26 protein-coding genes and 1 pseudogene are annotated in these 23,394 nt (G+C 69.6%); 20 read left to right on the top strand and 7 right to left on the bottom strand.

Going from position 1 to position 23,394, the window contains the following annotated elements:
- The 11 genes and pseudogenes from E4A48_RS03515 to E4A48_RS20400 all read left to right on the top strand — a co-directional run bounded on the left by E4A48_RS03515 (position 1) and on the right by E4A48_RS20400 (position 9,591).
- Positions 1–540 carry a GNAT family N-acetyltransferase gene (locus E4A48_RS03515; protein WP_039005457.1) on the top strand — a complete coding sequence of 180 codons (540 nt, stop codon included), beginning with the start codon at positions 1–3 and terminating at the stop codon, positions 538–540.
- Entirely contained in the window at positions 537–869 is a 333-nt protein-coding gene (locus E4A48_RS03510; RefSeq protein WP_058196393.1) for a non-heme iron oxygenase ferredoxin subunit, read from the top strand. Before E4A48_RS03515 ends, E4A48_RS03510 begins: the two co-directional genes overlap by 4 nt.
- A 299-nt stretch (positions 870–1,168) precedes the next feature.
- Positions 1,169–3,481, top strand: coding sequence for a catecholate siderophore receptor Fiu (locus E4A48_RS03505; RefSeq protein WP_058196394.1), 2,313 nt, complete (start codon positions 1,169–1,171; stop codon positions 3,479–3,481).
- A 70-nt stretch (positions 3,482–3,551) separates the two neighbouring features.
- On the top strand, positions 3,552–4,244 hold the full coding sequence (locus E4A48_RS03500) for a Fe2+-dependent dioxygenase (protein WP_058196395.1): 693 nt from the start codon (positions 3,552–3,554) through the stop codon (positions 4,242–4,244).
- 148 nt (positions 4,245–4,392) lie between these two features.
- The gene (locus E4A48_RS03495) at positions 4,393–5,034 is read left to right on the top strand and encodes a PepSY-associated TM helix domain-containing protein (protein WP_058196396.1); all 642 of its coding nucleotides are present in this window, start codon (positions 4,393–4,395) and stop codon (positions 5,032–5,034) included.
- A 33-nt stretch (positions 5,035–5,067) separates the two neighbouring features.
- Positions 5,068–5,580: a DUF2271 domain-containing protein gene (locus E4A48_RS03490; RefSeq protein WP_058196397.1), complete on the top strand. Its 513-nt coding sequence runs from the start codon at positions 5,068–5,070 to the stop codon at positions 5,578–5,580.
- Positions 5,581–5,609: 29 nt separating this feature from the next.
- Positions 5,610–6,416: pseudogene (locus E4A48_RS03485) on the top strand (DUF4198 domain-containing protein).
- 37 nt (positions 6,417–6,453) lie between these two features.
- On the top strand, positions 6,454–7,440 hold the full coding sequence (locus E4A48_RS03480; protein WP_185910710.1) for an FAD:protein FMN transferase: 987 nt from the start codon (positions 6,454–6,456) through the stop codon (positions 7,438–7,440).
- Positions 7,437–9,059, top strand: a complete 1,623-nt coding sequence (locus E4A48_RS03475) for a sulfite reductase subunit alpha (protein ID WP_142741901.1) — start codon at positions 7,437–7,439, stop codon at positions 9,057–9,059. The genes E4A48_RS03480 and E4A48_RS03475 overlap by 4 nt, the downstream gene beginning before the upstream one ends.
- 133 nt (positions 9,060–9,192) lie before the next feature.
- The gene (locus E4A48_RS03470) at positions 9,193–9,429 is read left to right on the top strand and encodes a phosphotransferase (protein WP_312845575.1); all 237 of its coding nucleotides are present in this window, start codon (positions 9,193–9,195) and stop codon (positions 9,427–9,429) included.
- Positions 9,430–9,432: 3 nt separating this feature from the next.
- A complete protein-coding gene (locus E4A48_RS20400; RefSeq protein WP_155521924.1) occupies positions 9,433–9,591 on the top strand; it encodes a hypothetical protein in 159 nt (52 codons plus the stop codon).
- A gap of 179 nt (positions 9,592–9,770) precedes the next feature.
- On the opposite strand, the gene E4A48_RS03465 is transcribed toward E4A48_RS20400, so the two are convergent.
- From E4A48_RS03465 to E4A48_RS03455, 3 genes are all read right to left on the bottom strand, one after another.
- Positions 9,771–10,481, bottom strand: coding sequence for a response regulator transcription factor (locus E4A48_RS03465; RefSeq protein WP_230812606.1), 711 nt, complete (start codon positions 10,479–10,481; stop codon positions 9,771–9,773).
- A 120-nt stretch (positions 10,482–10,601) separates the two neighbouring features.
- Entirely contained in the window at positions 10,602–11,198 is a 597-nt protein-coding gene (locus E4A48_RS03460; protein ID WP_058196400.1) for a HutD/Ves family protein, read from the bottom strand.
- 477 nt (positions 11,199–11,675) lie between these two features.
- The gene (locus tag E4A48_RS03455; RefSeq protein WP_170874286.1) at positions 11,676–12,083 is read right to left on the bottom strand and encodes a ComEA family DNA-binding protein; all 408 of its coding nucleotides are present in this window, start codon (positions 12,081–12,083) and stop codon (positions 11,676–11,678) included.
- A 133-nt stretch (positions 12,084–12,216) separates the two neighbouring features.
- On the opposite strand from E4A48_RS03455, the gene E4A48_RS03450 reads away from it, so the two are divergent.
- The 4 genes from E4A48_RS03450 (at position 12,217) to murU (ending at position 16,025) form a co-directional block, all read left to right on the top strand.
- The gene (locus tag E4A48_RS03450) at positions 12,217–13,707 is read left to right on the top strand and encodes a M20 family metallopeptidase (protein ID WP_039005469.1); all 1,491 of its coding nucleotides are present in this window, start codon (positions 12,217–12,219) and stop codon (positions 13,705–13,707) included.
- Between the two features lie 191 nt (positions 13,708–13,898).
- Positions 13,899–14,168, top strand: a complete 270-nt coding sequence (locus tag E4A48_RS03445) for a GlsB/YeaQ/YmgE family stress response membrane protein (protein ID WP_039005470.1) — start codon at positions 13,899–13,901, stop codon at positions 14,166–14,168.
- An 82-nt stretch (positions 14,169–14,250) separates the two neighbouring features.
- On the top strand, positions 14,251–15,279 hold the full coding sequence (locus tag E4A48_RS03440) for an aminoglycoside phosphotransferase family protein (RefSeq protein WP_142741899.1): 1,029 nt from the start codon (positions 14,251–14,253) through the stop codon (positions 15,277–15,279).
- Positions 15,276–16,025 carry an N-acetylmuramate alpha-1-phosphate uridylyltransferase MurU gene (gene murU / locus E4A48_RS03435; protein ID WP_142741898.1) on the top strand — a complete coding sequence of 250 codons (750 nt, stop codon included), beginning with the start codon at positions 15,276–15,278 and terminating at the stop codon, positions 16,023–16,025. The genes E4A48_RS03440 and murU overlap by 4 nt, the downstream gene beginning before the upstream one ends.
- Before the next feature lie 85 nt (positions 16,026–16,110).
- Here the strand turns inward: murU and hda are convergent, their stop codons facing one another.
- From hda to E4A48_RS03420, 3 genes are read right to left on the bottom strand one after another with little or no spacing between them, the layout of a single operon-like run.
- Positions 16,111–16,836, bottom strand: a complete 726-nt coding sequence (gene hda / locus E4A48_RS03430) for a DnaA regulatory inactivator Hda (protein WP_039005474.1) — start codon at positions 16,834–16,836, stop codon at positions 16,111–16,113.
- Entirely contained in the window at positions 16,833–18,002 is a 1,170-nt protein-coding gene (locus E4A48_RS03425) for an AI-2E family transporter (protein WP_039005476.1), read from the bottom strand. The genes hda and E4A48_RS03425 overlap by 4 nt, the downstream gene beginning before the upstream one ends.
- A complete protein-coding gene (locus tag E4A48_RS03420; protein ID WP_039005477.1) occupies positions 17,999–19,117 on the bottom strand; it encodes a DUF2066 domain-containing protein in 1,119 nt (372 codons plus the stop codon). The genes E4A48_RS03425 and E4A48_RS03420 overlap by 4 nt, the downstream gene beginning before the upstream one ends.
- A gap of 127 nt (positions 19,118–19,244) precedes the next feature.
- Between E4A48_RS03420 and purM the strand changes: the two genes are divergently transcribed.
- The 5 genes from purM to E4A48_RS03395 all read left to right on the top strand — a co-directional run bounded on the left by purM (position 19,245) and on the right by E4A48_RS03395 (position 23,036).
- Positions 19,245–20,270: a phosphoribosylformylglycinamidine cyclo-ligase gene (gene purM / locus E4A48_RS03415; RefSeq protein WP_142741897.1), complete on the top strand. Its 1,026-nt coding sequence runs from the start codon at positions 19,245–19,247 to the stop codon at positions 20,268–20,270.
- 107 nt (positions 20,271–20,377) lie between these two features.
- Positions 20,378–20,785, top strand: a complete 408-nt coding sequence (locus E4A48_RS03410; RefSeq protein WP_237655818.1) for a hypothetical protein — start codon at positions 20,378–20,380, stop codon at positions 20,783–20,785.
- Entirely contained in the window at positions 20,782–21,435 is a 654-nt protein-coding gene (purN, locus tag E4A48_RS03405; protein ID WP_039005480.1) for a phosphoribosylglycinamide formyltransferase, read from the top strand. Before E4A48_RS03410 ends, purN begins: the two co-directional genes overlap by 4 nt.
- A gap of 66 nt (positions 21,436–21,501) precedes the next feature.
- The gene (locus tag E4A48_RS03400) at positions 21,502–22,350 is read left to right on the top strand and encodes a DUF3108 domain-containing protein (RefSeq protein ID WP_142741895.1); all 849 of its coding nucleotides are present in this window, start codon (positions 21,502–21,504) and stop codon (positions 22,348–22,350) included.
- Positions 22,351–22,352: 2 nt separating this feature from the next.
- Positions 22,353–23,036, top strand: a complete 684-nt coding sequence (locus E4A48_RS03395) for a DUF3108 domain-containing protein (RefSeq protein ID WP_142741894.1) — start codon at positions 22,353–22,355, stop codon at positions 23,034–23,036.
- A gap of 9 nt (positions 23,037–23,045) precedes the next feature.
- Here the strand turns inward: E4A48_RS03395 and E4A48_RS03390 are convergent, their stop codons facing one another.
- Entirely contained in the window at positions 23,046–23,261 is a 216-nt protein-coding gene (locus E4A48_RS03390; RefSeq protein WP_142741893.1) for a hypothetical protein, read from the bottom strand.
- Positions 23,262–23,394: the final 133 nt, after the last annotated feature.

Raw genomic sequence — 23,394 nt, 5'->3', positions numbered from 1 at the left:
ATGCCCCACCCCCTCACTTTTCGCCCCGCCACCGTCGCCGATCTCGACGCGATCGCCGCCCTGGTCACCTCGGCCTATCGCGGCGACAGCAGCCGCGTCGGCTGGACCACCGAGGCCGATCTGCTCGACGGCAACCGCATCGATCGCGAGCTGCTGCGCGCCGACATCCTGCGCCCGCGCAGCCTGGTGCTGCTGGCCGAGCGCGACGGCGAGCTGATCGCCTGCGCGCACATCGCCGACGACGACGGCGCCGGCTATTTCGGCATGTTCTCGGTGCAGCCGCAGGCGCAGGGCGGCGGGCTGGGCAAGACCGTGCTGACCGAGGCAGAGCGCATCGCCTGGCAGGAATGGCGGTTGCCGGTGATGCGGATGACGGTGATCGACCTGCGCGAGGAACTGATCGCGTTCTACGAGCGCCGCGGTTACCGCCGCACCGGGATCAAGACACCTTTCCCCTACGGCGACGCGCGCTTCGGCGCGCCCAGACGCAACGATCTGCGCTTCGAGCTGCTGGAGAAGCCGCTGGGGAGCGCTGCATGAGCGAGACCTGGACCTTCGTCTGCGCCGACGGCGCGCTGCTGCCGGGCGAGACCGCCACGGTGTGGGACGAGGTCACCGCCACCCCGATCGTGGTATTCAACCTCGATGGCGTCTTCTACGCGCTGGAAGACCGCTGCAGCCACGAGGACTACGAGCTGTCCCCCGGCAGCTTCGATGCCACCACAGGCAGCATCGAATGCGTGCTGCACGGCGCCCGCTTCGACGTGCGCGACGGCCGCCCGCTGTGCGCACCGGCCTATAGCCCGGTGCCGAAATTCCCGGTGAAGTGCCAACACGGCGGCCTCTGGACCCGCGATGACCGCGGCTGAGCGCAGCGCTGCATCTACGCATAAATAACTTATTTATCAAACACCTATAATGAAAGACAGCAGCTAACCGCGGCCGCGGGAAGCCGATGGCGGACGCCGCCGTGTCACGCAATTTCACGAAAGATATTGCAAATAATTCGCATTTGCGCGGAAATAGATGTGATGTCCGCGTTAAGCGGCCAGCGGCAGCCGGTCCATCCGGCCACCCTCCGACCTTCTCACGCAGTTCCCTGTCCTTGCGGACACGGCAGCGGCGTGCGCGGCGGACTGCCCCTCCATCCTGCATAGCCGAACCGTCCATGACCTCCCCGATCAAGAGCCGCAAGCACGCCGTTTCCCACCAGGCGTCCGCGCACACCCTCACCGCCGCCGCGCTGCTCAGCGGTCTGAGCCTGCTGTCCTCTCCCGCGCTCGCCGCCGATCCCGATGCTGCCGCCATCGACCCGCCCACCACCCTCGGCAAGGTCGACGTGGAAGCGCAGCGTGCCAAGCGCTACCTGGTGGAAGCGCCGGACTCGCCCAAGTTCACCCAGCCGCTGATCGACACCCCGCAGACGATCAACGTGATCAGCAAGGAACTGTTCAACGAACAGGGCGCCACCACGCTGACCGAGGCGCTGCGCAACAGCCCGGGCGTGGGCACCTTCTACGTGGGCGAGAACGGCACCACCACCACCGGCGATGCGATCTACATGCGCGGCTTCGACAGCTCCAGCAGCATCTTCGTCGACGGCGTGCGCGACCTGGGCTCGATCTCGCGCGACGTGTTCAACATCGAGCAGATCGAGGTCGAGAAGGGCCCGGCCGGCACCGACAACGGCCGCAGCGCGCCGACCGGCGCGATCGACCTGGTGACCAAGCAGGCGAACCTGAACGATACGGTCAGCGGCGCGCTGTCCGGGGGCAGCGACAACCAGCGCCGCCTGACCGCGGACTGGAACCAGTCCCTGGGCGCCAGCAGCGCGCTGCGGCTGAACGTGATGGGCCAGGACAGCGATGCGCTCGGCCGCGACCACGTCAACAACAAGCGCTGGGGCCTGGCCTCGTCGCTGGTGTTCGGCCTCGGCAGCGACACCCGCTACTACCTCGACCTGCTGTACGTGAAGCAGGACAACATACCCGACGGCGGCGTGGCCAGCATCGGCCTGCCCGGCTACACCTCGCCCGATCCGGCGCGTCCGTGGCTGAGCAACGCCCCGCGCGTGGACAGCGAGAACTTCTACGGCACCCGCTACGACCACGACGACGTGACCGCGAAGATGGCGACGTTCCGCTTCGAGCACGACGTCTCCGACACGGTCAAGCTGACCAACACCGCGCGCTGGGGCCGCAACGAACAGGACTACCTGCTGTTCGCGTTCATGCCCAACACCGCCAACCTGCGCACGCCCAACCCCGCCGACACCTCGACCTGGACGGTGGCGCGCAGCCTGCCCACGTTCAAGGACCAGCAGTACACCATCCTCACCGACCAGCTGAACCTGCGCGTGGACTTCGCCACCGGCGCGGTGCGGCACACCCTCAGCACCGGCGTGGAAGCCGCGCGCGAGGAGCTGCAGAGCTGGGGTCACAACATCGTCGGCCGCGCCGCCTGGCTGGCCGCCAACCCGGCCAACGTCTACGCCCCAGACTGGAATACCACGCCGCTGTTCACCGCGCGCAACGGCGCGCACAGCAAGGGCAGCACCACCACATTCTCGGCCTACGCCTTCGACACACTGAAGTTCGGCGACAGCGTCCTGGTCACCGCCGGCGTGCGCGCCGACCACTACAAGACCGACTTCAACAGCCTGACCTGCACCACCGCCACCTCCACCGCGGTGCCCTGCACCACCGCGGTCGGCGTGAACGCGGACATCTCCGATACATTGTTCAGCTGGAAGCTCGGCGCGGTCTACAAGGCAGCCGAGAACGTCAGCCTGTACGCCAACTACGCGATCTCGCAGCAGCCTCCGGGCGGCAGTTCGCTGGAACTGAGCGCATCGGCCAACAACGCCAACAACCCCCGCTTCGACCCGCAGAAGGCCAGAACCGCCGAAGTCGGCAGCAAGTGGAACTTCCTGGACGACAGCCTGTTCGTGACCATGGCGCTGTTCCGCACCGACGTCAGCAACGAGATCGCGCAGGGCAGCGACGGGCTCTACTACCAGACCGGCGAGAAGCAGGTGCAGGGCGTGGAGCTGTCGGCGGTCGGCAAGCTCAGCGACAACTGGTCGATCTCCACCGGCTACACCAAGCTCGACGCACAGGTGCAGCAAGGCGCCAAGGTGTCGCAGGACGGCAGCATGGACCTGGCCTACACCCCTGACAGCGCATTCACCGCGTGGACCACCTACACCCTGCCGTTCGGCCTGAGCGTCGGCGGCGGCGCCCGCTACTCCGGCGCGATGAAGCGCGGCAGCGACAGCGCGGTGGGCACGCCGGCCCTGGTGAAGTCGTATACGGTATGGGATGCGGTGCTGATCTACCCGATCAACGACCACTTCGATCTGCGCCTGAACGTGTACAACGTGTTCGACAAGGAGTATGTCGCGGCCATCAACAAGAGCGGCTTCCGCTACACGCCGGGCGCGCCGCGCTCGGCGATGCTGAGCGCCGAACTCAAGTTCTGACCGCGGCGGCGTCCTCCATCCACGCGCCGCGGCCGCCTTCAGCCGAAGGCGGCCGCGGCCGGAGCACCCCATGCTGCTGCACATCCCCGATATCCTCAGCGCCGACGAAGTCGCGCGCTTGCGCCAGGCGCTGGCCGGCGCCGACTGGACCGACGGCCGCGAGACGGTCGGCGCCCAGGGCGCGCAGGTCAAGCGCAACCTGCAACTGCCCGACGCCGCGCCGCTCAAGCACGAACTCGGCCAGGCGGTGCTCAACGCGCTGGCGCGCAGCCCGCTGTATTTCGCCGCCGCGCTGCCGCTGCGCACGATCCCGCCGCGCTTCAATCGCTACGAAGGCGGCGGCGAGTACGGCTTCCACGTCGATGGCGCGGTGATGACCCAGGCCGCCAACGCCACGCAGCCGGCGCTGACCCTGCGCACCGACCTGTCCTGCACCTTGTTCCTGTCCGCGCCGGAGGAGTACGACGGCGGCGAACTGGTGATCAGCGACACCTACGGCGAGCACGAGGTGAAGTTGCCGGCCGGCGACCTGATCCTGTATCCGTCCAGCAGCCTGCACCGCGTGCTGCCGGTCACCCGCGGCGCGCGCCTGGCTGCGTTCTTCTGGGTGCAGAGCCTGGTGCGCGACGCCGGCCGGCGCCAGTCGCTGTTCGAGCTGGACACGGCGATCCAGGCGCTGACCGCCACCAAGGCCGATGCCGCGGCGCTGCTGCGGCTGAGCAACGTCTACCACAACCTGCTGCGCGACTGGTCCGAAACCTGAGCCGGGCGGTGAACACGGTCGGCGTCGCTGCGTCGATGTTGCGACCTCGGTGTCTCCGGCGTCGCGCACGTGGCAGCAGCCCTGCCGCAATTGCGACTAATTCTCATTTATGTAGAATGCAGTTCGCCCCGCCTCTGCGACTGCCGCATTGTCCGATTCCCCCTCTCACGATCTGGTCACGGCGCAGCAGCGCCGCGGCTTCTGGCTGCGCACACTGCACCAGTGGCACTGGATCAGCGCAGCGCTGTGCCTGATCGGCATGCTGGTGTTCGCCGCGACCGGACTCACCCTCAACCACGCCGCGCGCATCGAGGCCAGGCCGCAGGTGCTCAACCGCAGCGCGCAGTTGCCGGCTGCGTTGCTGCAGCGCCTCGCCGTCCAGGCCGAGGGCGACGCGCCGCTGCCGCGGCCGGTGTCGGCCTGGCTGGAGCGCGAACTGGCGCTGCGCCTGGGCCGGCAAGCGGCCGAGTGGTCGGCCGACGAGGTGTACCTGGCCCTGCCCGGCCCCGGCCGCGATGCCTGGCTGAGCATCGACCGCGGCAGCGGCGCGGTCGAATACGAACGCACCGAGCGCGGCTGGATCTCCTATTTCAACGACCTGCACAAGGGCCGCAATGCCGGCCCGGCCTGGGGCTGGTTCATCGACCTGTTCGCGCTGGCCTGCCTGGTGTTCTGCAGCACCGGCCTGTTCCTGCTGCAGCTGCATGCGCGGCAGCGGCGCATGACCTGGCCGCTGGTCGGGCTGGGCCTGCTGATTCCGCTGCTGATCGCACTGCTGCTGATCCACTGACCCGCCCCGCCTCGTTCACCCATGGAGCCTCGCATGCGCGTCACCCTGACCATCGCCCTGAGCGGCCTGCTGTCAATGCCCGCGTATGCGGCCACGCTGGAACTGGACATGGAGATTCCCAAGCTCAACGTCGCCGAATACCACCGCCCCTATGTCGCGATCTGGGTGGAAGGCGCTGACCAGCAGCTCGCGCGCAACCTGGCGGTCTGGTACCAGTCCAGCGACAGCGCCGAAGGCCACGGCAACAAGTGGCTGCCGGACCTGCGCCAATGGTGGCGGCGCAGCGGGCGTACGTTGCAGATGCCGGTGGACGGCGTCAGCGGCCCGACCCGCCCGGCCGGCAAGCACGCACTGGCGTTCACCGATGCGCAGCAACTCAAGGGCCTGGCGCCGGGCCAGTACACGCTGGTGGTCGAAGCCGCGCGCGAAGTCGGCGGCCGCGAGCTGCTGAAAATCCCGTTCGCGTGGCCAGCCAAGGCTGGCGCAATCGGCAACGCACAAGGCAGCAGCGAGCTGGGCGCGGTGCGCCTGAGCGCAACACCGTGATTCCCCTTTTCGTCGCAAGGAGCAAGTCCATGAAGCGTTGTTTCGTGCTGGCATTGGCCATCGCCGCGGTCGTGCCGTTCTCCGCCCTGGCCCACAAAGCCTGGCTGCAACCTTCGCAGACCGTGCTGGCCGGCGAGCGGCCGTGAATCACCGTCGATGCAGCGGTGTCCAACGACCTGTTCTACTTCAACCACGTGCCGCTGCGCCTGGACACCCTGCTCATCACCGCGCCCGACGGCAGCGCCGTGCAGCCGCAGAACCCGGCCACCGGCAAGTATCGCAGCGTGTTCGACCTGGAGCTGATGCAGACCGGCACCTATCGCCTGGCCCTGGTCAATGACGGTCTGTTCGCCAACTGGAACGAGAACGGCCAGCGCAAGCGCTGGCGCGGCAATGCCGCCAGCTTCACCAGCGAAGTGCCGAAGGACGCGCAGGACCTGCAGGTGTCGCAGGCGCTGGGCCGGGTGGAAACCTTCGTCACCAACGGCGCTCCCAACCGGACCGCGCTCACCCCCAGCGGCCGCGGCCTGGAACTGCTGCCGGTGACCCATCCCAACGACCTGTTCGCCGGCGAGCAGGCCACCTTCACGCTGCACATCGACGGCAAGCCGGCGCCCGGGCTGGACGTGGCGATCGTGCGTGGCGGCACCCGCTACCGCAACGCGCAGGACGCACTGAAGCTCACCACCGACGCGCAGGGCCGCTTCAGCGTGACCTGGCCGGAAGCGGGCATGTACTGGCTGCAGAGCAGCAGCGAGGACGCCAAAACCTCGCTGCCGCAGGCCAGGCAGCGCCGGCTCAGCTACGTGGCGACGCTGGAAGTGCTGCCGCAGTGACCGCGCGCCGCTCCTGCGCGAGCCGGCACGCGGCGGCATGAACGCGCCGCACGCGCGCGCCGACGCCGAGACCGAGATCGCCACCCTCCGCGGGCAGAGCATGGGCACGACCTGGAGCGCGAAACTGGTGCTGCGCCGCGGTCGCGACCTGCATCCGCTGCACGCGGCGATCCAGGCGCAGCTCGACCAGGTGGTCGCGCAGATGAGCACCTGGCAAGCGGACTCGGCCATCAGCCGCTACAACCGCGCCGCCGCCGGCAGCGTGCACGCGCTGCCCGCGGCGTTCGCCGAGGTGCTGCGCTGCGCGCTGGACATCGCGCGGCGCAGCGACGGCGCGTTCGATCCGACGATCGGCGCGGTACTGGGCTTGTGGGGTTTCGGCGCCGACGCCGGTAGTCGGCGCGTGCCCGATGCGGATGCGTTGCGCCAGGCGCGCACGGCCGGCGATTGGCGGCAACTCGTGCTGGATGAGAGCGGCGCCAGCCTGCGCCAGCCCGGCGGCCTGCGCCTGGATCTTTCGGCGATCGCCAAGGGCTACGGCGTGGATCTGGCGGTGCGCGCACTGCAGGCGCAGGGCGTGGCCAGCGCGCTGGTCGAGGTTGGCGGCGAACTCTACGGTTATGGCCGCAAGCCCGATGGGCAGCCGTGGCGGGTGCTGGTGGAATCGGCACCCGACGAGGACGCGCAGGCGGCGACGCCGCCGCGGGTGCTGGCGCTGGACGGCCGCGCGGTCGCCACCTCCGGCGATCGCTGGCACCGCTTCGAACAAGACGGCCAGCGCTACAGCCATACCCTGGATCCGCGCAGCGGCATGCCGATCGCGGCGGCGCTGGCGGCGGTCAGCGTGGTCGCCGCCGATGCGATGCACGCCGATGCCTGGGCCACCGCGCTGAGCGTGCTCGGCGCCGACGCCGGCCTGGCCTGCGCCGAGCGCGAACGGCTGGCGGCACGCTTCCTGCTGCGCGATGGCGAACGCGTGCAGGAGCGGCTCAGCAGCGCCTTCGCCGCGCTGCTCGACGCATGACCCGGCCGCGCTCGCCACGCAACTGGAACGGCATCGGGCACGTGGCGACGTTCGCGCTGCTGGGCGCGATCGGCTATGCGCTGCTGCGGCTGCATCCGCAGCCCTGGTGGAACGGTGCGCCATCGCAGCAGCGCATCGTCTACGCGGCGCTGGTCGCCGCGGCGTACGCGCTGGCGTGCGCGTGGCTGTGGTGGTGCGGCGCGCGGCGCACGGGCAAGCAGGGCGACGCGACGCTGCTGCTGGCCTGGGCCAGCCAGACCGGCTTCGCCCAGCAACTGGCGCTGCGCAGCGCGGCGGCATTGCGCGCGGCGGGCCAGGCGGTACGCGTGCTGCCCCTGCAGAAAATCTCCGCGGCCGAACTGGCCGGCGCACGCCAGGCGCTGTTCGTGGTCAGCACCAGCGGCGAAGGCGATCCGCCCGACCACGCGCTGCCGTTCCTGCGCACCGCAATGGCGCAACAACCGCCCTTGCCGCAGCTGCGCTACGCAGTGCTGGCGCTGGGCGATCGCCGCTACGATCATTTCTGCGCGTTCGGCCGCCAGCTCGATGCCTGGCTGCGCCAGCGCGGCGCGCACCCGCTGTTCGACCGCATCGACGTGGACAACGCCGACGCCGCAGCGCTGCGCCACTGGCAACAATTGCTCGGCCAGCTCGCCGGCAGCAGCGAGCAAGCCGACTGGAACGCGCCGGCCTACCAGCGCTGGCAGTTGCAGCAACGGCGTCTGTGCAATCCCGGCAGCGTCGGCAGCGCGGTGTTCGAGCTGGCGCTGCAGCCCGCCGACGGCGCGCTGCCGCTCTGGCAGGCCGGCGACCTGGCCGAGATCGGTCCGTGTCATGGCGACGCCGCGGTGCAGGCCTGGCTGCAGGCCAGCGGCCTGGACGGTTCGGCACCATTGCCGCGTCCCGGCCAGGCGCCGACCACGCTGGCCGCGCTGCTGGCACGCAGCCACCTGCCCGATCCGCAACAAGCCGCCGGCAGCGCGCCCGCAGCGCTGGCCACGCGCCTGCAGCCATTGCCGCATCGCGAATACTCGATCGCCTCGATGCCTAGCGACGGCGCGCTGCGCCTGTTGCTGCGCCGCGCGTTGCACGCGGACGGCACGCCCGGCCTGGGCAGCGGCTGGCTATGCGATACCGCGCCGATCGGCGCCGAGATCGCGCTGCGGCTGCGCCCGAATCCGAACTTCCACCCGCCCGCCGATCCGGCACAGCCGCTGATCCTGATCGGCAACGGCACCGGCATCGCCGGGCTGCGCGCGCACCTGCGCGCGCGCATCGACGCCGGCGCCAGCCGCACCTGGCTGCTGTACGGCGAACGCCATGCCGCGCACGACGACCACTACGGCGGGGAACTGCGCACCTGGCTGGCGCACGGCGCATTGCAGCGGCTGGATGCGGTGTTCTCGCGCGACGCCGGCGCGCACCGCTACGTGCAGGACGCCCTGCGTGCGGCCGCGCCGCACCTGCGCGACTGGGTGGCGCAAGGCGCGGCGATCTACGTGTGCGGCAGCCTGCGCGGCATGGCCCCCGGCGTGGACGCGGTGCTGGAGGACGTGCTGGGGCTGCTGGGCAAGGAAACCCTGCTGCTGGAAGGGCGCTATCGGCGCGACGTGTACTGAGCGCTGCCTGCGCGGCGATGGCCGCAGCGCTTTTGCTTTGCTTCGCCTGCGCCCGCCATTGGCCGATGAAGCCCGCACTCGGCAATTGCACTGATCTGACGACGTCCATCCATACGACGGCTTCGTTGCTACGCTGCACATCGCAGCGGCCGGCGATTTTTCGCCGCCTAAGCAGCCGCGCTTCATGCACATGGACATCCATCCCTGGAACTTGATGGCGCGTAAGGACCACGGCCAAGGGACCCTGAGCGACCTGCTCGATTGCGACGATGCGATCGTCGGCCATTGCGATCTGTTCGAGTTGCTGACGCCGCTGATCTTCATGGCGCAAGGCAACCCGCTGCTGGCGACGGCACTGCTGGACGCCTAAGGCTTGCGCGACGGCGACGACGCGCCGACCCTGCGGCGCCAGCTCATGGTCGCCGCATTGATCAGGCCCGATTGCGATCTCGGCGTGTGCATGCAGCAGGCTCCGGTCAGCGGACCGCGCGCCACATGGGAACAGATCGCCTTGCAGATGTTCCGCGTGTGAGGCGCCGCCGCAGGTGAAATCGCATGCAGGGCGATCGCTGGCGATGCGAGTGACAACACGCCCCCGCAAGCGGCGCCGACAGACGACGCCACCGAAACCATGGCCGAGCGTGCAGGCTCGGCTCACAGCCATCCACACCGCTTGCCGCACGGCGCGATGCGATGCGATGCGATGCGGGATCAGCGTGCGGCGGGCATTCCCAGCCGATGCGGCTCGAACAGGTAGCCCTTGCCGCGCACGGTGCGGATCCATTGCGGCACCAGCGGATCGTCGCCCAGTTTCTGCCGCAGCCGCGAGACCTGCAGGTCGATGCCGCGACCACCCTGGGGAGCACTGCCGTCGCTGTCGCCGATCGCCGCCCGCAGGTCTTCGCGGCTGAGCACGTTGCCGGGCTGGTCGAGGAACACCGCCATCAGCCGCAGTTCGCTAGGCGACAACGGGATCGCGCGGCCGTCCGGGGTCACCGCCTGGTGACGATAGGCATCGACCTGCCACTGGCCGTCTTGCGCCGGGGCCGGCGACGGCGCCACGCGGGTACGCCGCAGCACCGCGTTGAGCCGCGCCACCAGTTCGCGCAAGTCCAGCGGCCGGGTCAGGTAATCGTCCGCACCCAGGTCCAGGCCGATCACGCGGTCCACCGGCTCGGCCTGATCGGCCATCATCACGATCGCGATGCCGCCGCCGTCGCGCAGCTGCCGGCACAGGTTCAGCCCTTCGCCGCCGCTGAGGCCGGCATTGAGCAACACTGCGTCGTAGCGATCGGCCGCCAGCTGCGCGTAAAGCTGCGGGCCGTTTTCGGCATCGTGCACCTGCAAATTGAAACGGGCCAGATAATCGCGAATCCGGTCGCGCAAGGCCGCGTCTTCGTCCACCACCACTACTTTCGCCAACCACCTACTGTTGTCCGAGGCCACCTTTCGTTCCGCTCCACGGCTCCGGGATAGCCGCGTCCGCGCATTGGACGCGGTTGGTGCCGACGCCGCAAGCGCCGCGCGCGCGCTGCCGACAGTTCAGTCGGCGGGTGTCGGCAGCGGTTCGATGCGGATCGCCAGCAGCTCGCCACCACCGCGCAAAGCGAAGCGCTGCCTGGCGTTGGCGCTCAACCAGGCGCTGTCGCCGGCAGCTAGCGGCGGCAATCCGCAGTCCGTATCGAACCGCGCCTGCCCTGCCAGAAGATGAACGACCCAACCGATTCCCGGTTCGGCGAAGAACAGCATCGGCCCAACCAGCGGCCTGTGCAGCAGTTGCGTGCGCAGGCGATCGCGGCGCCACATCAGGTTGAAGTCGTGGGTGGGGCCGTCGAGCAGTTCGCCGTGCAGCGGCCGCTCGCCGGCGAAGCGCAGCCGCGCGTACGGCGGCTCAAGCAGATGCACCGCGCCGTCGTCGAAGCGCAGGCGCAGGCCTGCGCCGCGCAGCAGCACCAGCTCCCGGTCGATGCCGGGGAAGCTGGAAAAGGCCGCGTCCTGCTCGATCTCGGCGATAGACAAGCGCAGCAGCCAGTCGTCGTTGCCGGGCTGCGGCAGGCGCAGGATCTCCCGGGTCCAACCCAGTCCGTTGCGCCAGCGCTCGCGGCGATAGTCGGTGGCGGGGATCACCCGCGAAGGCATGTGGCACCAATCCATCGGCGCATTCTGCACGATCGGGTGCGGAAACACGCATCGAGGCTGGCGGCCGTTGCCTCGTGCCCATCCGCTCGGCGGTGCGTGGGCGCAATCGGCACGCACGCAGCGCCACCCCGACACCTTGCGCGCATCGCGACTCGCCATCGGTGTCCGCCGCCAAGGCGACGGCGCACGCCGGCAAACGGGCGCACCGGCAAGTTGCGCCGGCAATCACGACGGGAGCGATGTCGGCGCGAGCACCCGGCAGGGCACTCAACAGAAACCATCGCCCATAAAAAACGTCGCCCGGCTGCACGTCACTGTGCAACACCGGGCGACGATGTACGTCCCTGTCGGCTTCCTGCCTCCCCCCCTGGGCATCCTGCTCAAGGAGGTCGCGACCGCGCGTCCTGCGCCAGCCGTATCCTTTGTCCTTATCAAATCCCTTTAATGCCTTTAAATCCTTTTAATCCTTAAATCCTTTTAACGCCTTTCCACCGGTTTGGCGGCTGCCGTCCTGGCTACCGTCGGCGTGGTCGCCTTCGTGGCTCCCACTTCGATCCGGTCGTGGTTCCGTTCGACCGTCTTGAGTCCGATTCCCTTCACCAGCGCCAGGTCCTCGACGCTTTTGAATGGCCCGTGTGCCTGCCGGTAGTCGACGATCGCCTGTGCCTTGGAGGCACCCACGTTCAACAACACCCGGTCGATTTCCGCGGCGCTGGCTGAATTGATGTTGACCTTGTCCGCGGCGAGCGCGGAACCGGTCAGCAGCAAGGCCAGCACCAGAGACTTCAGGACCACGATAAAAGACTGCATGGCAACACTCCTTGTGACTTGGATGGGGACTTCACCGGCCTCTCCTGCCGGTGTCGAAAGCATCCCTCGCCACATGGGTAAAGCCTATCGCCAACGCCCTCTGAAAACAGCAGGTAAACGGCGCGTCAACGTGTAGGAAAAACCCTACACGGGGCCGCGGCGTAGAATGGGCGCCATTGCTATTAGTGCAACAATTCCGGAGCGTTCCATGGACAGTGCCAAGATCGACCGTTTCCTCAGCGCGAAGTGGGACGAGGACATCGTCCCGCAGCTGGTCGATTACATCCGCATCCCCAACAAGTCGCCGATGTTCGATGCCGATTGGGTCGCCCACGGCTACATGGACGATGCGGTGAAGCTGATGGAGCGCTGGGCACGCGCGCAGGCGATCCCCGGGCTGCAGGTCGAGGTGGTGCAACTGGAAGGACGCACCCCGCTGATCTATCTGGACGTGCCGGCCACCGGCGCCGAGACCGGCGCGGACACGGTGCTGCTGTACGGCCACCTGGACAAGCAGCCGGAAATGACCGGCTGGGACGCCGAGCTGGGTCCGTGGACGCCGGTGCTCAAGGGCGACCGCCTGTACGGCCGCGGCGGCGCCGACGACGGCTATGCGCTGTTCGGCTCGCTGGCCGCGATCCTGGCGCTGCAGGACCAGGGCATCGCACATGCGCGCTGCGTGATCCTGATCGAGGCCTGCGAGGAATCGGGCAGCTACGACCTGCCCGCCTACGTCGATCACCTGGCCGAGCGCATCGGCAAGCCGTCGCTGGTGGTGTGCCTGGATTCGGGCTGCGGCAACTACGAGCAGTTGTGGTGCACGACCTCGCTGCGCGGCCTGGCCGGCGGCAACTTCAGCGTCAAGGTGCTCAGCGAAGGCGTGCATTCGGGCGATGCCTCCGGCGTGGTGCCGTCCAGCTTCCGTGTGCTGCGCGAGTTGCTGTCGCGGCTGGAGGACGAGGCCACCGGCAAGATCAGGGTCGAGGGCCTGTACGCGGAGATTCCGGAAGAACGCCTGGCGCAGGCGCGCAAGGTCGCCGAGGTGCTCGGCGACGAGGTCTACAGCAAGTTCCCGTTCCTGCCGGGGATGACCCCGATGGATGAGGATCTGACCGAGCTGGTGCTCAACCGCACCTGGCGCCCGGCGCTGTCGGTGACCGGCGCCGACGGCCTGCCGCCGTTGGCCTCGGCCGGCAACGTGCTGCGCCCGCAGACCGCGGTGAAGCTGTCGCTGCGCCTGCCGCCGACCCTGGACGGCAAGCACGCCGGCGAGCTGCTCAAAGACGTGCTGCTGCGCGATCCGCCTTACGGCGCGCAGGTGTCGCTGGCGCTGGAGAAGTCGTCCTCGGGCTGGAACGCGCCGGCGCAGTCGCCGTGGCTGACCGATGCGATCGAGGCTGCCTCGCAGGCCGCGTTCGGCAAGCCGGCGATGTACATGGGCGAAGGCGGCTCGATCCCGTTCATGGGCATGCTCGGCGAGAAGTTCCCCGGCGCGCAGTTCATGATCACCGGCGTGCTCGGCCCGCATTCCAACGCGCACGGGCCGAACGAGTTTCTGCACATCCCGATGGGCAAGCGGGTGACCGCCTGCGTGTCGAAAGTGATCGCCGAGCACCATGCCGCCAGCGTGCGCGGCGAGACCACTGGCAGCGCCGCGGTGGCCGGCGGCGAGCAGCACGGCGCGCACGGCTGCTGCTGAGCGAGCGACGGCCGTCGCGATGACGGCCGCTATGCGCTGGGCGCTGCCAGATCCGGCGCGTGGCCTCGGCGCATGTGCGAGCCGCGCCTGCACGGCCGCTTAAAGGTCGTCGCCGGGCACGCTTGCATGTACGCCGCAGCGCGACCGAATCTGGCACGATCCGCTTCCCTTCCACGTTCCGGTACGCCCCCATGCACACCCTGTTCGGCAGCGACAGCTGGCTGTACGTCATCCTGGTCGGGTTCGTGGTCGGCCTGCTGGCGCGTTTCCTGGGTCCGAGCAGCGGCCGCTCCGGCTGCCTGTTCACCGTGCTGCTCGGCATCGCAGGCGCGCTGGTGGCCGGCTGGTTCGGCCACTACATGGGCTGGTACAGCCGCGGCGAGCCGGCCGGTTTCCTCGGCGCGCTGCTCGGCGCCATCGCCCTGCTCGCACTGCTGCGGCTGTTCATCGGCAAACGCTGAGCCGCACTGCGGCGTCGGCACGGCTCGCCATGCCGACGCCGCACGTTTACGCTGTGCGGCCTGTTTCCGCCGCGGCGCGCCGATGAGTTCCAGCCCCGATCTTCCCGATGCCCCAGACCTGCGCGCCGCGCAGCGTCTGCAATGGGCCCGCGCCGCGCTGGACGACGCGCAGGCGACGCTGCAGCGCGCGTCGATCGACGCCGGCTGGCGCAGCTACTGGCGCAGCCACGGCATGGGCGCCAGCCGCGTGCTGATGGATTCGCCGCCCGGCCTGGAGGACGTGCGCCCGTGGCTGCGCATGCACGCGCTGTTGCAGCATGGCGGCGTGCGCGTGCCGGCGATCCTGGCGCAGGATGCGGAGGCCGGCTTCCTGCTGCTGGAAGACCTGGGCGGGCCGACCCTGGCGCAGATGCTGGACGACGCGTCGGCCGATGTGCACTTCGACGCTGCGCTCGGGCAGTTGCTGCGGCTGCAGGCGATCGCGCCGCCGCCGGAACTGGGCGTGTTCGGCGAGGCGCTGCTGCAGCGCGATGCCGGCTTGTTCGAGGAGTGGTTCCTGCAGCGCCATCTGCAGCTGACGCTGGACGCCGCCGAACGCGAGGCGCTGCACGCGGTGCAACGCCAGCTGGTGCACAATGCGCTGGCGCAGCCGCGGGTGCTGGTGCACCGCGACTTCATGCCACGCAACCTGATGCCGGTGGCCGATGGCCCGGCGGTGCTGGACTTCCAGGACTGCGTGCTCGGCCCGGTCGCCTACGATCCGGTCAGCCTGTTCAAGGACACCACGGTGAGCTGGCCGCTGGCGCGGGTCGATGCGTGGCTGGCGCGCTACCACGCGCGTGCGCTGCAGGCCGGGATCGCGCTGCCGCCGCTGGCGCAGTTCCTGCGCGATGCGGACTGGATGGGCGTGCAGCGGCACCTGAAGAACCTTGGCATCTTCGCGCGGCTGCACTACCGCGACGGCAAGGCCTGGTACCTGGACAACGTGCCGCGCTTCATCGGCTACCTCGACGAAGTGTTGCCGCGGCACCCGCAGCTGCAACCGCTGGCGCAGCTGCTGCAGGCGCTAATCAAGCCGGCGTTGGCGCAGCGCGCGGCGGCCGGCGCATGAAGGCGCTGATCTTCGCCGCCGGCTTCGGCGAGCGCATGCGGCCACTGACCGAACGCACGCCCAAACCGCTGCTGGCGGTAGGCGGCACACCGCTGATCGTGTGGCACCTGCGCAAGCTGGCGGCGCTGGGCGTGCGCGAGGTGGTGATCAATACTTCGTGGTTGGCCGAACAGTTCCCGCAGGCGCTCGGCGACGGCAGCGCGTTCGGCCTGCGCATCGCCTATTCCTACGAAGGCGCCACGCCGCTGGAAACCGGCGGCGGCATGCTGCACGCGTTGCCGCTGCTGGAGCCGGCGCCATTCCTGCTGGTCAACGGCGACATCTGGACCGATTTCGATTTCGCGCGGCTGGCGCCGGAACCGACCGGACTGGCGCAGCTGTTACTGGTCGATCCGCCGGCCTACGCCGCGCATGGCGATTTCGCATTGCAGGCCGATGCCACGCTGCGCAGCGACGGCACGCCGCTGCTGACCTACGCCGGCGTGGGCGTCTATCGGCCGGAACTGCTGCGCGACTGGCAGGCGGCGTTAGACCGGCCGCCCGCCGACCACGGCACGCCGCCGCGCTTCGCGCTGGTGCCGATCCTGCGGGCGCAGATGCGCCAGGGCCGGATCCACGGCCTGCACCATCGCGGCCGCTGGACCGATGTGGGGACGCCACAGCGGTTGGCGGAGTTGGATGACGCGCTGGCCGCGGGACCGGGGACCGGGGACCGGGGACCGGGGGAAGGCCAAATCGGTCAGTAGCTGCGTTACGCACAGCGCGGCGGGCGATCCGATTCGGTGTGACGCGCGCCCGTCGTCAGCCAAGGCATACTCACGCCAGCGCAGCTCAGCTTTTCCCGGGTCCCCGGTCCCCGGTCCCCGGTCCCCCCACCACCCGCCGCAAAAACGGCACCGTGACCCGCCGCTGCGCCGCCAACGATTCGCGATCCAGCCGTTCCAGCAGCACGACCAGGCCGGCCAGGTCGCGGCCGGCATGGGTCAGCAGCCAGTCGATCGCCGCATCTTCCAGCACCAGGCCGCGGCGTTGCGCGCGCTCGCGCAGCACCGCGGCGCGGCCGGCGTCGTCCAGCGGCGACAGCGCGATGCGCGTGCATTGCGCCAGCCGCGAGCGCAGGTCCGGCAGGGTCAGCGCCAGGCCGTCGGGCATCGCCTGCGCGGTGTACAGCAGGGTCACCCCGGCGCTGCGCGCGCGGTTGTGGAAATCGAACAGCGCCACTTCGTCCTCGCGCTGCCCGGCGCTCGCTTCCAGCCCGTCCAGCGCGACCAGGTGGCGGCCTTCCAGCGCTTCCAGCGCGTCGCCCAGGCGCCCTGACGCGGCCTGCAGCGGCAGGTAGGCGGCGCTACGCCCGGCCTGCTCGGCCGCCGCGCACAGTGCCAGCGCCAGGTGCGTCTTGCCGGTGCCGGCGGGACCGGACAGATAGATCCAGTCCACGTCGCGGCCGTCGGCGACGGCCTGCAATTGCGCCAGCAGGCCGGCCGGGGCGCCGACATAGCGGTCCAGGCGCTGTTCCGGCGGATAGCGCAACGCCAACGGCAGCTGCGGCACGCTCACGGCTGCTCGGGGCCACGCGGCGGCGGTTCGATCAGCGGCGCGCGCTCGGCGCTGCCGTCGAGCAGGATCGCCGACTTGTCGCCGGCATACAGCTCGCTCTGCCGGTACTGCTCATGCAGGTAATGCAGCAGCACGTTGGCCACCGCCGCCACCGGCAGCGCCAGCAGCATGCCGAGGAAGCCGAACAGCTGGCCGCCGGCCATCACCGCGAAGATCACCGCCACCGGATGCAGGCCGATCTTGTCGCCGACGATGCGCGGGGTCAGCACGTAGCTTTCCAGCAACTGGCCGACGGTGAACACCACGCCGACCAGGATCATCAGTTGCAGGTCGAAGCCCTTGGATTGCACCAGCGCCGCCAGGATCGCCAGCAGGATGCCGGTGGTCGCGCCCAAGTAGGGGATGAAGCTGATCAGGCCGGCGACGATGCCGATCAAAAGGCCCAGATTGAGCCCGACCAGGCTCAGCCCGCCAGCGTAGATCACCCCCAGCGCCAGCATCACCAGGAACTGGCCGCGGATGAACGCGCCCAGCACGTCGTTGGACTCGCGCGCCAGGCGACCGACGGTGGCGACGTGGTTGCGCGGGATGGTGGCGGCCACGCGTTCGACCAGGATGTCCCAGTCGCGCAGGAAGTAAAAGGTCAGGATCGGCAGCAGCACCAGGTTCACCACCCAGGTGACCATGGCGAAACCCGAGCGCGACAGGTAGCCGAAGAAAGTCGCGGCGACGCCGCCGGCCTGCTGCCAGTGGCCGCGGATCCATTCGATCAGCCGCTCCGGATCCAGCCAGGCCATCAGCTGCAACCCAGTCTTCTGCTCGGCCCAGGGGATCGCGGTACTGGTGAACCAGTCGCGCGCCTGCGGCAGCACGTCGATGAAGGTGACGATCTGCCGCTCCAGCATCGGCACCAGGATCAGTAGCGCCAGCACCAGCAGCAACAGCATCAGCACGAATACCAGGGTCACCGCCATGTTGCGCGAACGGCCGGCGCGCTCCAGGCGATCGACCAGCGGGTCGCCGAGCCAGCCCAGCAGCAGCGCCAGCGCGAACGGGGTGAGGATCGGCGCCAGCAGCGCCACCACCCACAGCACGCCCAGGATCACCGCCGCCCATTTCAGGCGGCGCAGGAACTGGGCGATTTCCGCTTCGGGGGACAGTGTCACTTGAGCCGGTACTCGGTGCGCTCGGTGTTGAGGATGATCGGCCCGCCCTCGACCGGCACCGTCACCGGCTGCAGCGGACTGTCGGGGCCGAGCATGCGATTCAGGCCGGACACGCCGCTGAGCAGGTCCAGGTCCAGTTCCAGGCGGTCGCCGCTGGCCTGGATCGGCACGATGCGCCGCACCACCGAGGTGTTCTGCAGCGCCGCGGACACGCGCAGGTAGTCGTCTGCGCTGCCGATGCCGCTGATCAGCACCCGATACACGCCGGCCGGGCCGGTACTGGCGGCCTTGGCGTAGCGCTTGACCAACGCATCGGCGGCACCGTCGGCGCCGGCGGCCATCGCGCGGCGCGCGTCGGCGTCGCTGGCCGACCAGCTCGACAGCGCCTTGCCACTGTCGACGAACACCCAATCGGCGGTCCAGCCGCCGGACTTGCCGCGGTACATTTTGCCGATCAGCTGCATCGGCGGGCTGTAGCGCGAGGAGGCGCTGGCCACCGCGGCAGTGTCCTGGCGCCAGATCGCGCCGACCAGGGCCTGCTCGGCGGCGCTACCGGTGGGCAGGCCGAGCCGGTAGCCGCGCTCGATCGCCCGGTCCAGCACGCTGCGCGCGGCATTGGACTGCTGCACGCCGACCAGGCGCGGGCCACTGCCATCGTCGATCGCCAGCCACAGCACCGGCTTGGGCCGCGGCTGCGGCCACAGCGGCAGGCCCAGCGCCGCGGCCAGGCCATCCACGTCGCTCTGCCGGAAGCGCGCGATCAAGGTGGTGCGGAAGGTCGGCGCGCCGCTCGGCGAGGTGCCCTGGTCCTGGCGGTAGTCGTAGCTGTCGACGAAATTCTTGGCGCTGCGCAGCGCCTGGGCCACTCCCGGGCGCGACATCACCGCGCGGTCGCCGGAGATCTTGCCCAGCACCACGCCCAGCGCGCGTGCCACCGCACCGTTGCGGTCGGCCTCGCTCTGGCTGTTGACCGGGACCTCGGCGTCGTAGGGGCTCTGCGCGCCGGCGACGTCGCCTTCGGTGCGCAGACCGGCCTGGGCCAGGGCGGCCGCGGCGGGCAGGCACAGCGCGAAAGACAGGAGTAAGGCAAGGCTGCGGCGCATCGAAGGTTCCATTGCTCGGCGTATCCGGGGCGAATTGTTGCCCGAATGCGGGCCTGGCGCCAATGCGGCCTGTTAAAATCGCCGTCTTTCCGCCGACGCCACCGCCCGTGACCACTCCCAAGACCCCGCCGCCGCCCCGTTGACCTACCGCGACGCCGGCGTCGACATCGATGCCGGCAATGCCGTCGTCGAACGCATCAAACCCTTGGTCAAGCGCAGTTTCCGCCCCGAAGTGATGGGCGGGCTGGGCGGTTTCGGCGCGCTGTTCGACCTGTCCGGCAAGTACCGCGAGCCGGTGCTGGTGTCCGGCACGGACGGCGTCGGCACCAAGCTGAAGCTGGCGCAACAGCTGGGCCGGCACGACAGCATCGGCATCGATCTGGTCGGCATGTGCGTCAACGACGTGCTGGTGCAGGGCGCCGAGCCGCTGTTCTTCCTGGACTACTTCGCCACCGGCAAGCTCAACGTGGAGACCACGGTGGCGGTGGTCGGCGGCATCGCCCGCGGCTGCGAACTGGCCGGCTGCGCGCTGATCGGCGGCGAGACCGCGGAAATGCCCGACATGTACCCGCCGGGCGAGTACGACCTGGCCGGCTTCACCGTCGGCGCGGTGGAGAAGTCGCAGTTGCTCGACGGTGCCAAGGTGCGCCAGGGCGACGTGCTGATCGGCATCGCCTCCTCCGGCCCGCACTCCAACGGCTATTCGCTGATCCGCCGCATCTACGACCGCGCCGGGCGTCCGGCCGCGCTGCAGCTCGGCGGCACCCCCCTGGCCGACGCGCTGATGGCGCCAACCGCGCTGTACGTCAAGCCGATCCTGTCGCTGCTGCGCGGCGAGCATGCCGACGGCATCCACGCGATGGCGCACATCACCGGCGGCGGCCTGACCGAGAACATCATCCGCGTGATCCCCGACGGCCTGGGCCTGGACATCCGCGCCAGCGCCTGGCCCCTGCCGCCGGTGTTCCAATGGCTGCAGCGCGAAGGCGCGGTCGCCGACAGCGAGATGTGGCGCACCTTCAACTGCGGCATCGGCTTCGTGCTGGTGGCCGCGCCCGACCAGGTCGCCGCGCTGGAGCGCAGCCTGGACGCGCTGGGCCTGGCGCATTGGCAGATCGGCGCGGTGGTGGCGGCCGGCGCCGGCGAACGCGTGCACATCGGCTGAGCCGGACCGCAACCTGCGCCGGCCATGGCGGCCGCGGCGCCGGTCGCTGTCGTCGCGCCTGAGACGCTCCGATGCCACTGCCTCCGCCCCTGCCCGTTCCCGGCGCCGTGTCGCCCGCGCTGCGCACCGAATCGGACCTGCGCACCCTCGCCACCCTGCACGCGGTGATGGCTTGGCCGCACGCGGCGGCGCTTGTGCTGCTGGCGGCCTTCCTCGCCTTCGGCATCCGCTACGAGGCCGCCAAGAACGCGGCCGGGCAGGCTGCGGCGCGGGCCAGCAGCGGCCAGGCGGCGATCGTCGTGTCCTCGGTATTGCTGGCGCTGGGCCCGCTCGCCTTCAACGGAAACGTGATCGCCGCGCGATGTCTGCGTCGACGCCACCGGCGGGGCCTGTGCCAGCTCGGCGCCGCGCTGGCGGCGCTGGCCTTCCCGCTCGGCACGCTGCTGAGCGCGTGGACCCTACTGGTGCTGCAGCGCCCGGCCGCTGTCGCCCTGTTCCGGAACCGCGCCCGATGACGCTCCGCCTCGCCGTGCTCGCCTCAGGCCGCGGTTCCAATCTGCAGGCCCTGCTCGATGCGATCGCCGCCGGCGCGCTGGACGCGCAGGTGGTCGGGGTGTTCAGCGACCGCGCACAGGCGCCGGCGCTGGCAAAGGTGGCGCCGGCGCAGCGCTGGTCGGCGGCGCCGAGCGGCTTCCCCGACCGCGCCGCGTTCGACCAGGCGCTGGGCGACGCAGTCGCCGCCGTGCAGCCGGACTGGATCGTCTGCGCCGGCTACATGCGCATCCTCGGCACCGGCTTCGTGCAGCGCTTCGCCGGCCGCTTGCTCAACATCCACCCATCGCTGCTGCCCAAGTACCGCGGCCTGCATACGCATGCGCAGGCGCTGGCCGCCGGCGACACCGAACACGGCGCCAGCGTGCACTTCGTCGTGCCGGAACTGGATGCCGGCGCGGTGGTTGCACAGGCACGGGTGCCGGTGCAGGCCGGCGACCGCCCGGAAGACCTGGCGCAGCGCCTGCTGCCGCGCGAGCACCAGCTGCTGTGCGCGGTGCTGCAACTGGCCACGGCCGGACGCCTGGCTGAACGGGATGGCAGCGTCTGGCTCGACGGTCAGTGCCGGTTTAGTCCGCTGCGCCTAGATTGCCAGGGCATGCTGATTCCCTGAATACGCCGCAGCCCGATTCTGCTGCGCTGCTTCCGCGCCCAACTCCCCTCCCTCGCAGCCGATCCCATGAAGCCCCTCCCGCGTCAGTTCGCTGTTATCGCCGTGGCCTGCCTCGGCCTGCTGGCGCCGGCCGTCGGCGTGCTCGCGCAGCCCCCTCCGCCGCCGGCAACCGCGCAGACGACAACCGCGCAAGCGCCGGCCGTGCCTGCCGCTCCCGCCGCAGCGGCGGCCGCGCCAGTGCTGCAGGCCGCGCCGTGGACGCCACCGCCGCTGCAGCCGTTCGTTGCCACCTACCAGGCGCTGTACAAGGGCAAGCAGGCCGGCGATGCGCGCATGGAGGTCAGCCACGGCAGTGGCGACGAATGGCGCGTGGACCTGGCCGTGCAGGGCCGCAGCGGCTTTGCCAGCATCCTCGGCCTCAACATCGAACAGAGCACGGTGTTCCGCACCCAGGATGGGCGCTACGTGCCGCGGAGCCAGAGCACGGTCAAGAAGGCGATGTTCTTCTGCAAGAAGGTCACCGGTGTCTACGACTGGGACAAGGGCGTGGCGCGCTGGGACGGCGACCTGAAGAAGGACCGGCAGCAGCCGATCCCGTTGCAGCCCGGCGACCAGAGCGCGCTGCTGATCAACCTGTCGATCATGCGCGACGCGCAGCCCGGCAAGACCATGAGCTACCGCTTCGTCGATGTCGGCCGGGTCCGCGAACATGTCTATCATGCCGCCGAGCAGACCGAGATGGTGCAGGTCGGCGATATCAGCTACGACGCGCTGCGCGTGTCGCGCACCAATGGCGGCAAGAATGAGACCATTCTGTGGATCGCCAACGGTGTGCCGACGCCGGTGCGCATCCTGCAGCGCGAGGACGGCGAAGACCGCATCGACCTGCGCCTGACCGAATACCAAGGAGTCTGACCATGACACGCATCGCCCGCCCGCTATCCGCCCTCTCCGCCGCACTGCTGGCCATGGCCAGCCTGCCTGCCCTGGCACTGGAGCCGTTCAAGGCCGACTACCAGGCCAGCTACATGGGCATGCAGGCCAACGGCTTGATGATCCTGGCCAGCGAAGGCAACAACCGCTGGCGCTACAGCCTGTCGATCAAGAACCAGGTCGCCGACCTGAGCCAGAGCACCGTGTTCGAGGAAAAAGGCGGACAACTGCGCCCGCTCAGCAGCGACGACCGCTCGCTGTTCCTGATCAAGAAGAAGGCGGTGACCGCCAACTACGACTGGGGCACCGCGCAGGCGACCTGGGCCGGCGACGTCAAGCCCGACCGCCGCGGCCCGGTGAAGCTGCAGTCCGGCGACATGGACGCGCTGCTGATCAACCTGGCGATCGCGCGCGACGTCAACGCCGGCAAGACGCCGAGCTACCGCATGGTCGACGAAGGCCGTGCCAAGCCGATGACCTACAAGGTGGCCGGCAAGGAAACCATCACCGTCAACGGCAAGAGCGAACAGGCGACCAAGGTCAGCCGCAGCGACGGCGCCAAGGAAATCATCGCCTGGATCGTGCCGGACATGCCGGTGCCGGTGCGCATCCTGCAGCGCGAGAACGGCCAGGACGCGCTGGACCTGACCATCAAGACGCTGCGCTGAGCCGCGGCGTCACGCAAAAAGGCGGGCCGCAGGCCCGCCTTGCATCAGTAACGCCGACACGTACAGGTCGGTGATCGGCGGCGGCGGCGTGCTACGCCGCCCGCCACGCGGCAGGGCATGATCGCGGCATGCCGCACCGAATGTCCATGCCCCGGCCCAGCGCTTCATCGGCGCCGACGAAAACCCGATCGAAGAGTTCATCACGCTCGCGCCATCGAGCGCCATGAACCGTGCCTGCGCCAAGCTGTCATGAAGCCTGCACATTCGAAGAGTGAAGAGGCCGCCACGCGACCACTGAACATCTAGCGCACCTCCATCAAGAAAGAAAAATGCGCGCTATCACTTTTCGCAAAAATGG

It is taken from the genome of Xanthomonas translucens pv. cerealis, from assembly GCF_006838285.1.
Lineage (GTDB): Bacteria > Pseudomonadota > Gammaproteobacteria > Xanthomonadales > Xanthomonadaceae > Xanthomonas_A > Xanthomonas_A cerealis.
This window is presented reverse-complemented; position numbering and strand designations above follow the sequence as displayed.

Excerpts from the sequence above, each read along its gene's own strand:
- E4A48_RS03395 (WP_142741894.1), top strand. The coding sequence starts at position 22,353 with ATGACACGCATCGCCCGCCCGCTATCCGCCCTCTCCGCCGCACTGCTG.
- purN (WP_039005480.1), top strand. The coding sequence starts at position 20,782 with ATGACGCTCCGCCTCGCCGTGCTCGCCTCAGGCCGCGGTTCCAATCTG.
- E4A48_RS03460 (WP_058196400.1), bottom strand. The coding sequence starts at position 11,198 with ATGCCTTCGCGGGTGATCCCCGCCACCGACTATCGCCGCGAGCGCTGG.
- murU (WP_142741898.1), top strand. The coding sequence starts at position 15,276 with ATGAAGGCGCTGATCTTCGCCGCCGGCTTCGGCGAGCGCATGCGGCCA.
- E4A48_RS03475 (WP_142741901.1), top strand. The coding sequence starts at position 7,437 with ATGACCCGGCCGCGCTCGCCACGCAACTGGAACGGCATCGGGCACGTG.
- E4A48_RS03445 (WP_039005470.1), top strand. The coding sequence starts at position 13,899 with ATGCACACCCTGTTCGGCAGCGACAGCTGGCTGTACGTCATCCTGGTC.
- E4A48_RS03500 (WP_058196395.1), top strand. The coding sequence starts at position 3,552 with ATGCTGCTGCACATCCCCGATATCCTCAGCGCCGACGAAGTCGCGCGC.
- E4A48_RS03450 (WP_039005469.1), top strand. The coding sequence starts at position 12,217 with ATGGACAGTGCCAAGATCGACCGTTTCCTCAGCGCGAAGTGGGACGAG.
- E4A48_RS03390 (WP_142741893.1), bottom strand. The coding sequence starts at position 23,261 with ATGGCGCTCGATGGCGCGAGCGTGATGAACTCTTCGATCGGGTTTTCG.
- E4A48_RS03455 (WP_170874286.1), bottom strand. The coding sequence starts at position 12,083 with ATGTGGCGAGGGATGCTTTCGACACCGGCAGGAGAGGCCGGTGAAGTC.
- E4A48_RS03480 (WP_185910710.1), top strand. The coding sequence starts at position 6,454 with ATGAACGCGCCGCACGCGCGCGCCGACGCCGAGACCGAGATCGCCACC.
- E4A48_RS03515 (WP_039005457.1), top strand. The coding sequence starts at position 1 with ATGCCCCACCCCCTCACTTTTCGCCCCGCCACCGTCGCCGATCTCGAC.
- E4A48_RS03505 (WP_058196394.1), top strand. The coding sequence starts at position 1,169 with ATGACCTCCCCGATCAAGAGCCGCAAGCACGCCGTTTCCCACCAGGCG.
- E4A48_RS03490 (WP_058196397.1), top strand. The coding sequence starts at position 5,068 with ATGCGCGTCACCCTGACCATCGCCCTGAGCGGCCTGCTGTCAATGCCC.
- E4A48_RS03440 (WP_142741899.1), top strand. The coding sequence starts at position 14,251 with ATGAGTTCCAGCCCCGATCTTCCCGATGCCCCAGACCTGCGCGCCGCG.
- E4A48_RS03400 (WP_142741895.1), top strand. The coding sequence starts at position 21,502 with ATGAAGCCCCTCCCGCGTCAGTTCGCTGTTATCGCCGTGGCCTGCCTC.
- E4A48_RS03510 (WP_058196393.1), top strand. The coding sequence starts at position 537 with ATGAGCGAGACCTGGACCTTCGTCTGCGCCGACGGCGCGCTGCTGCCG.
- E4A48_RS03420 (WP_039005477.1), bottom strand. The coding sequence starts at position 19,117 with ATGGAACCTTCGATGCGCCGCAGCCTTGCCTTACTCCTGTCTTTCGCG.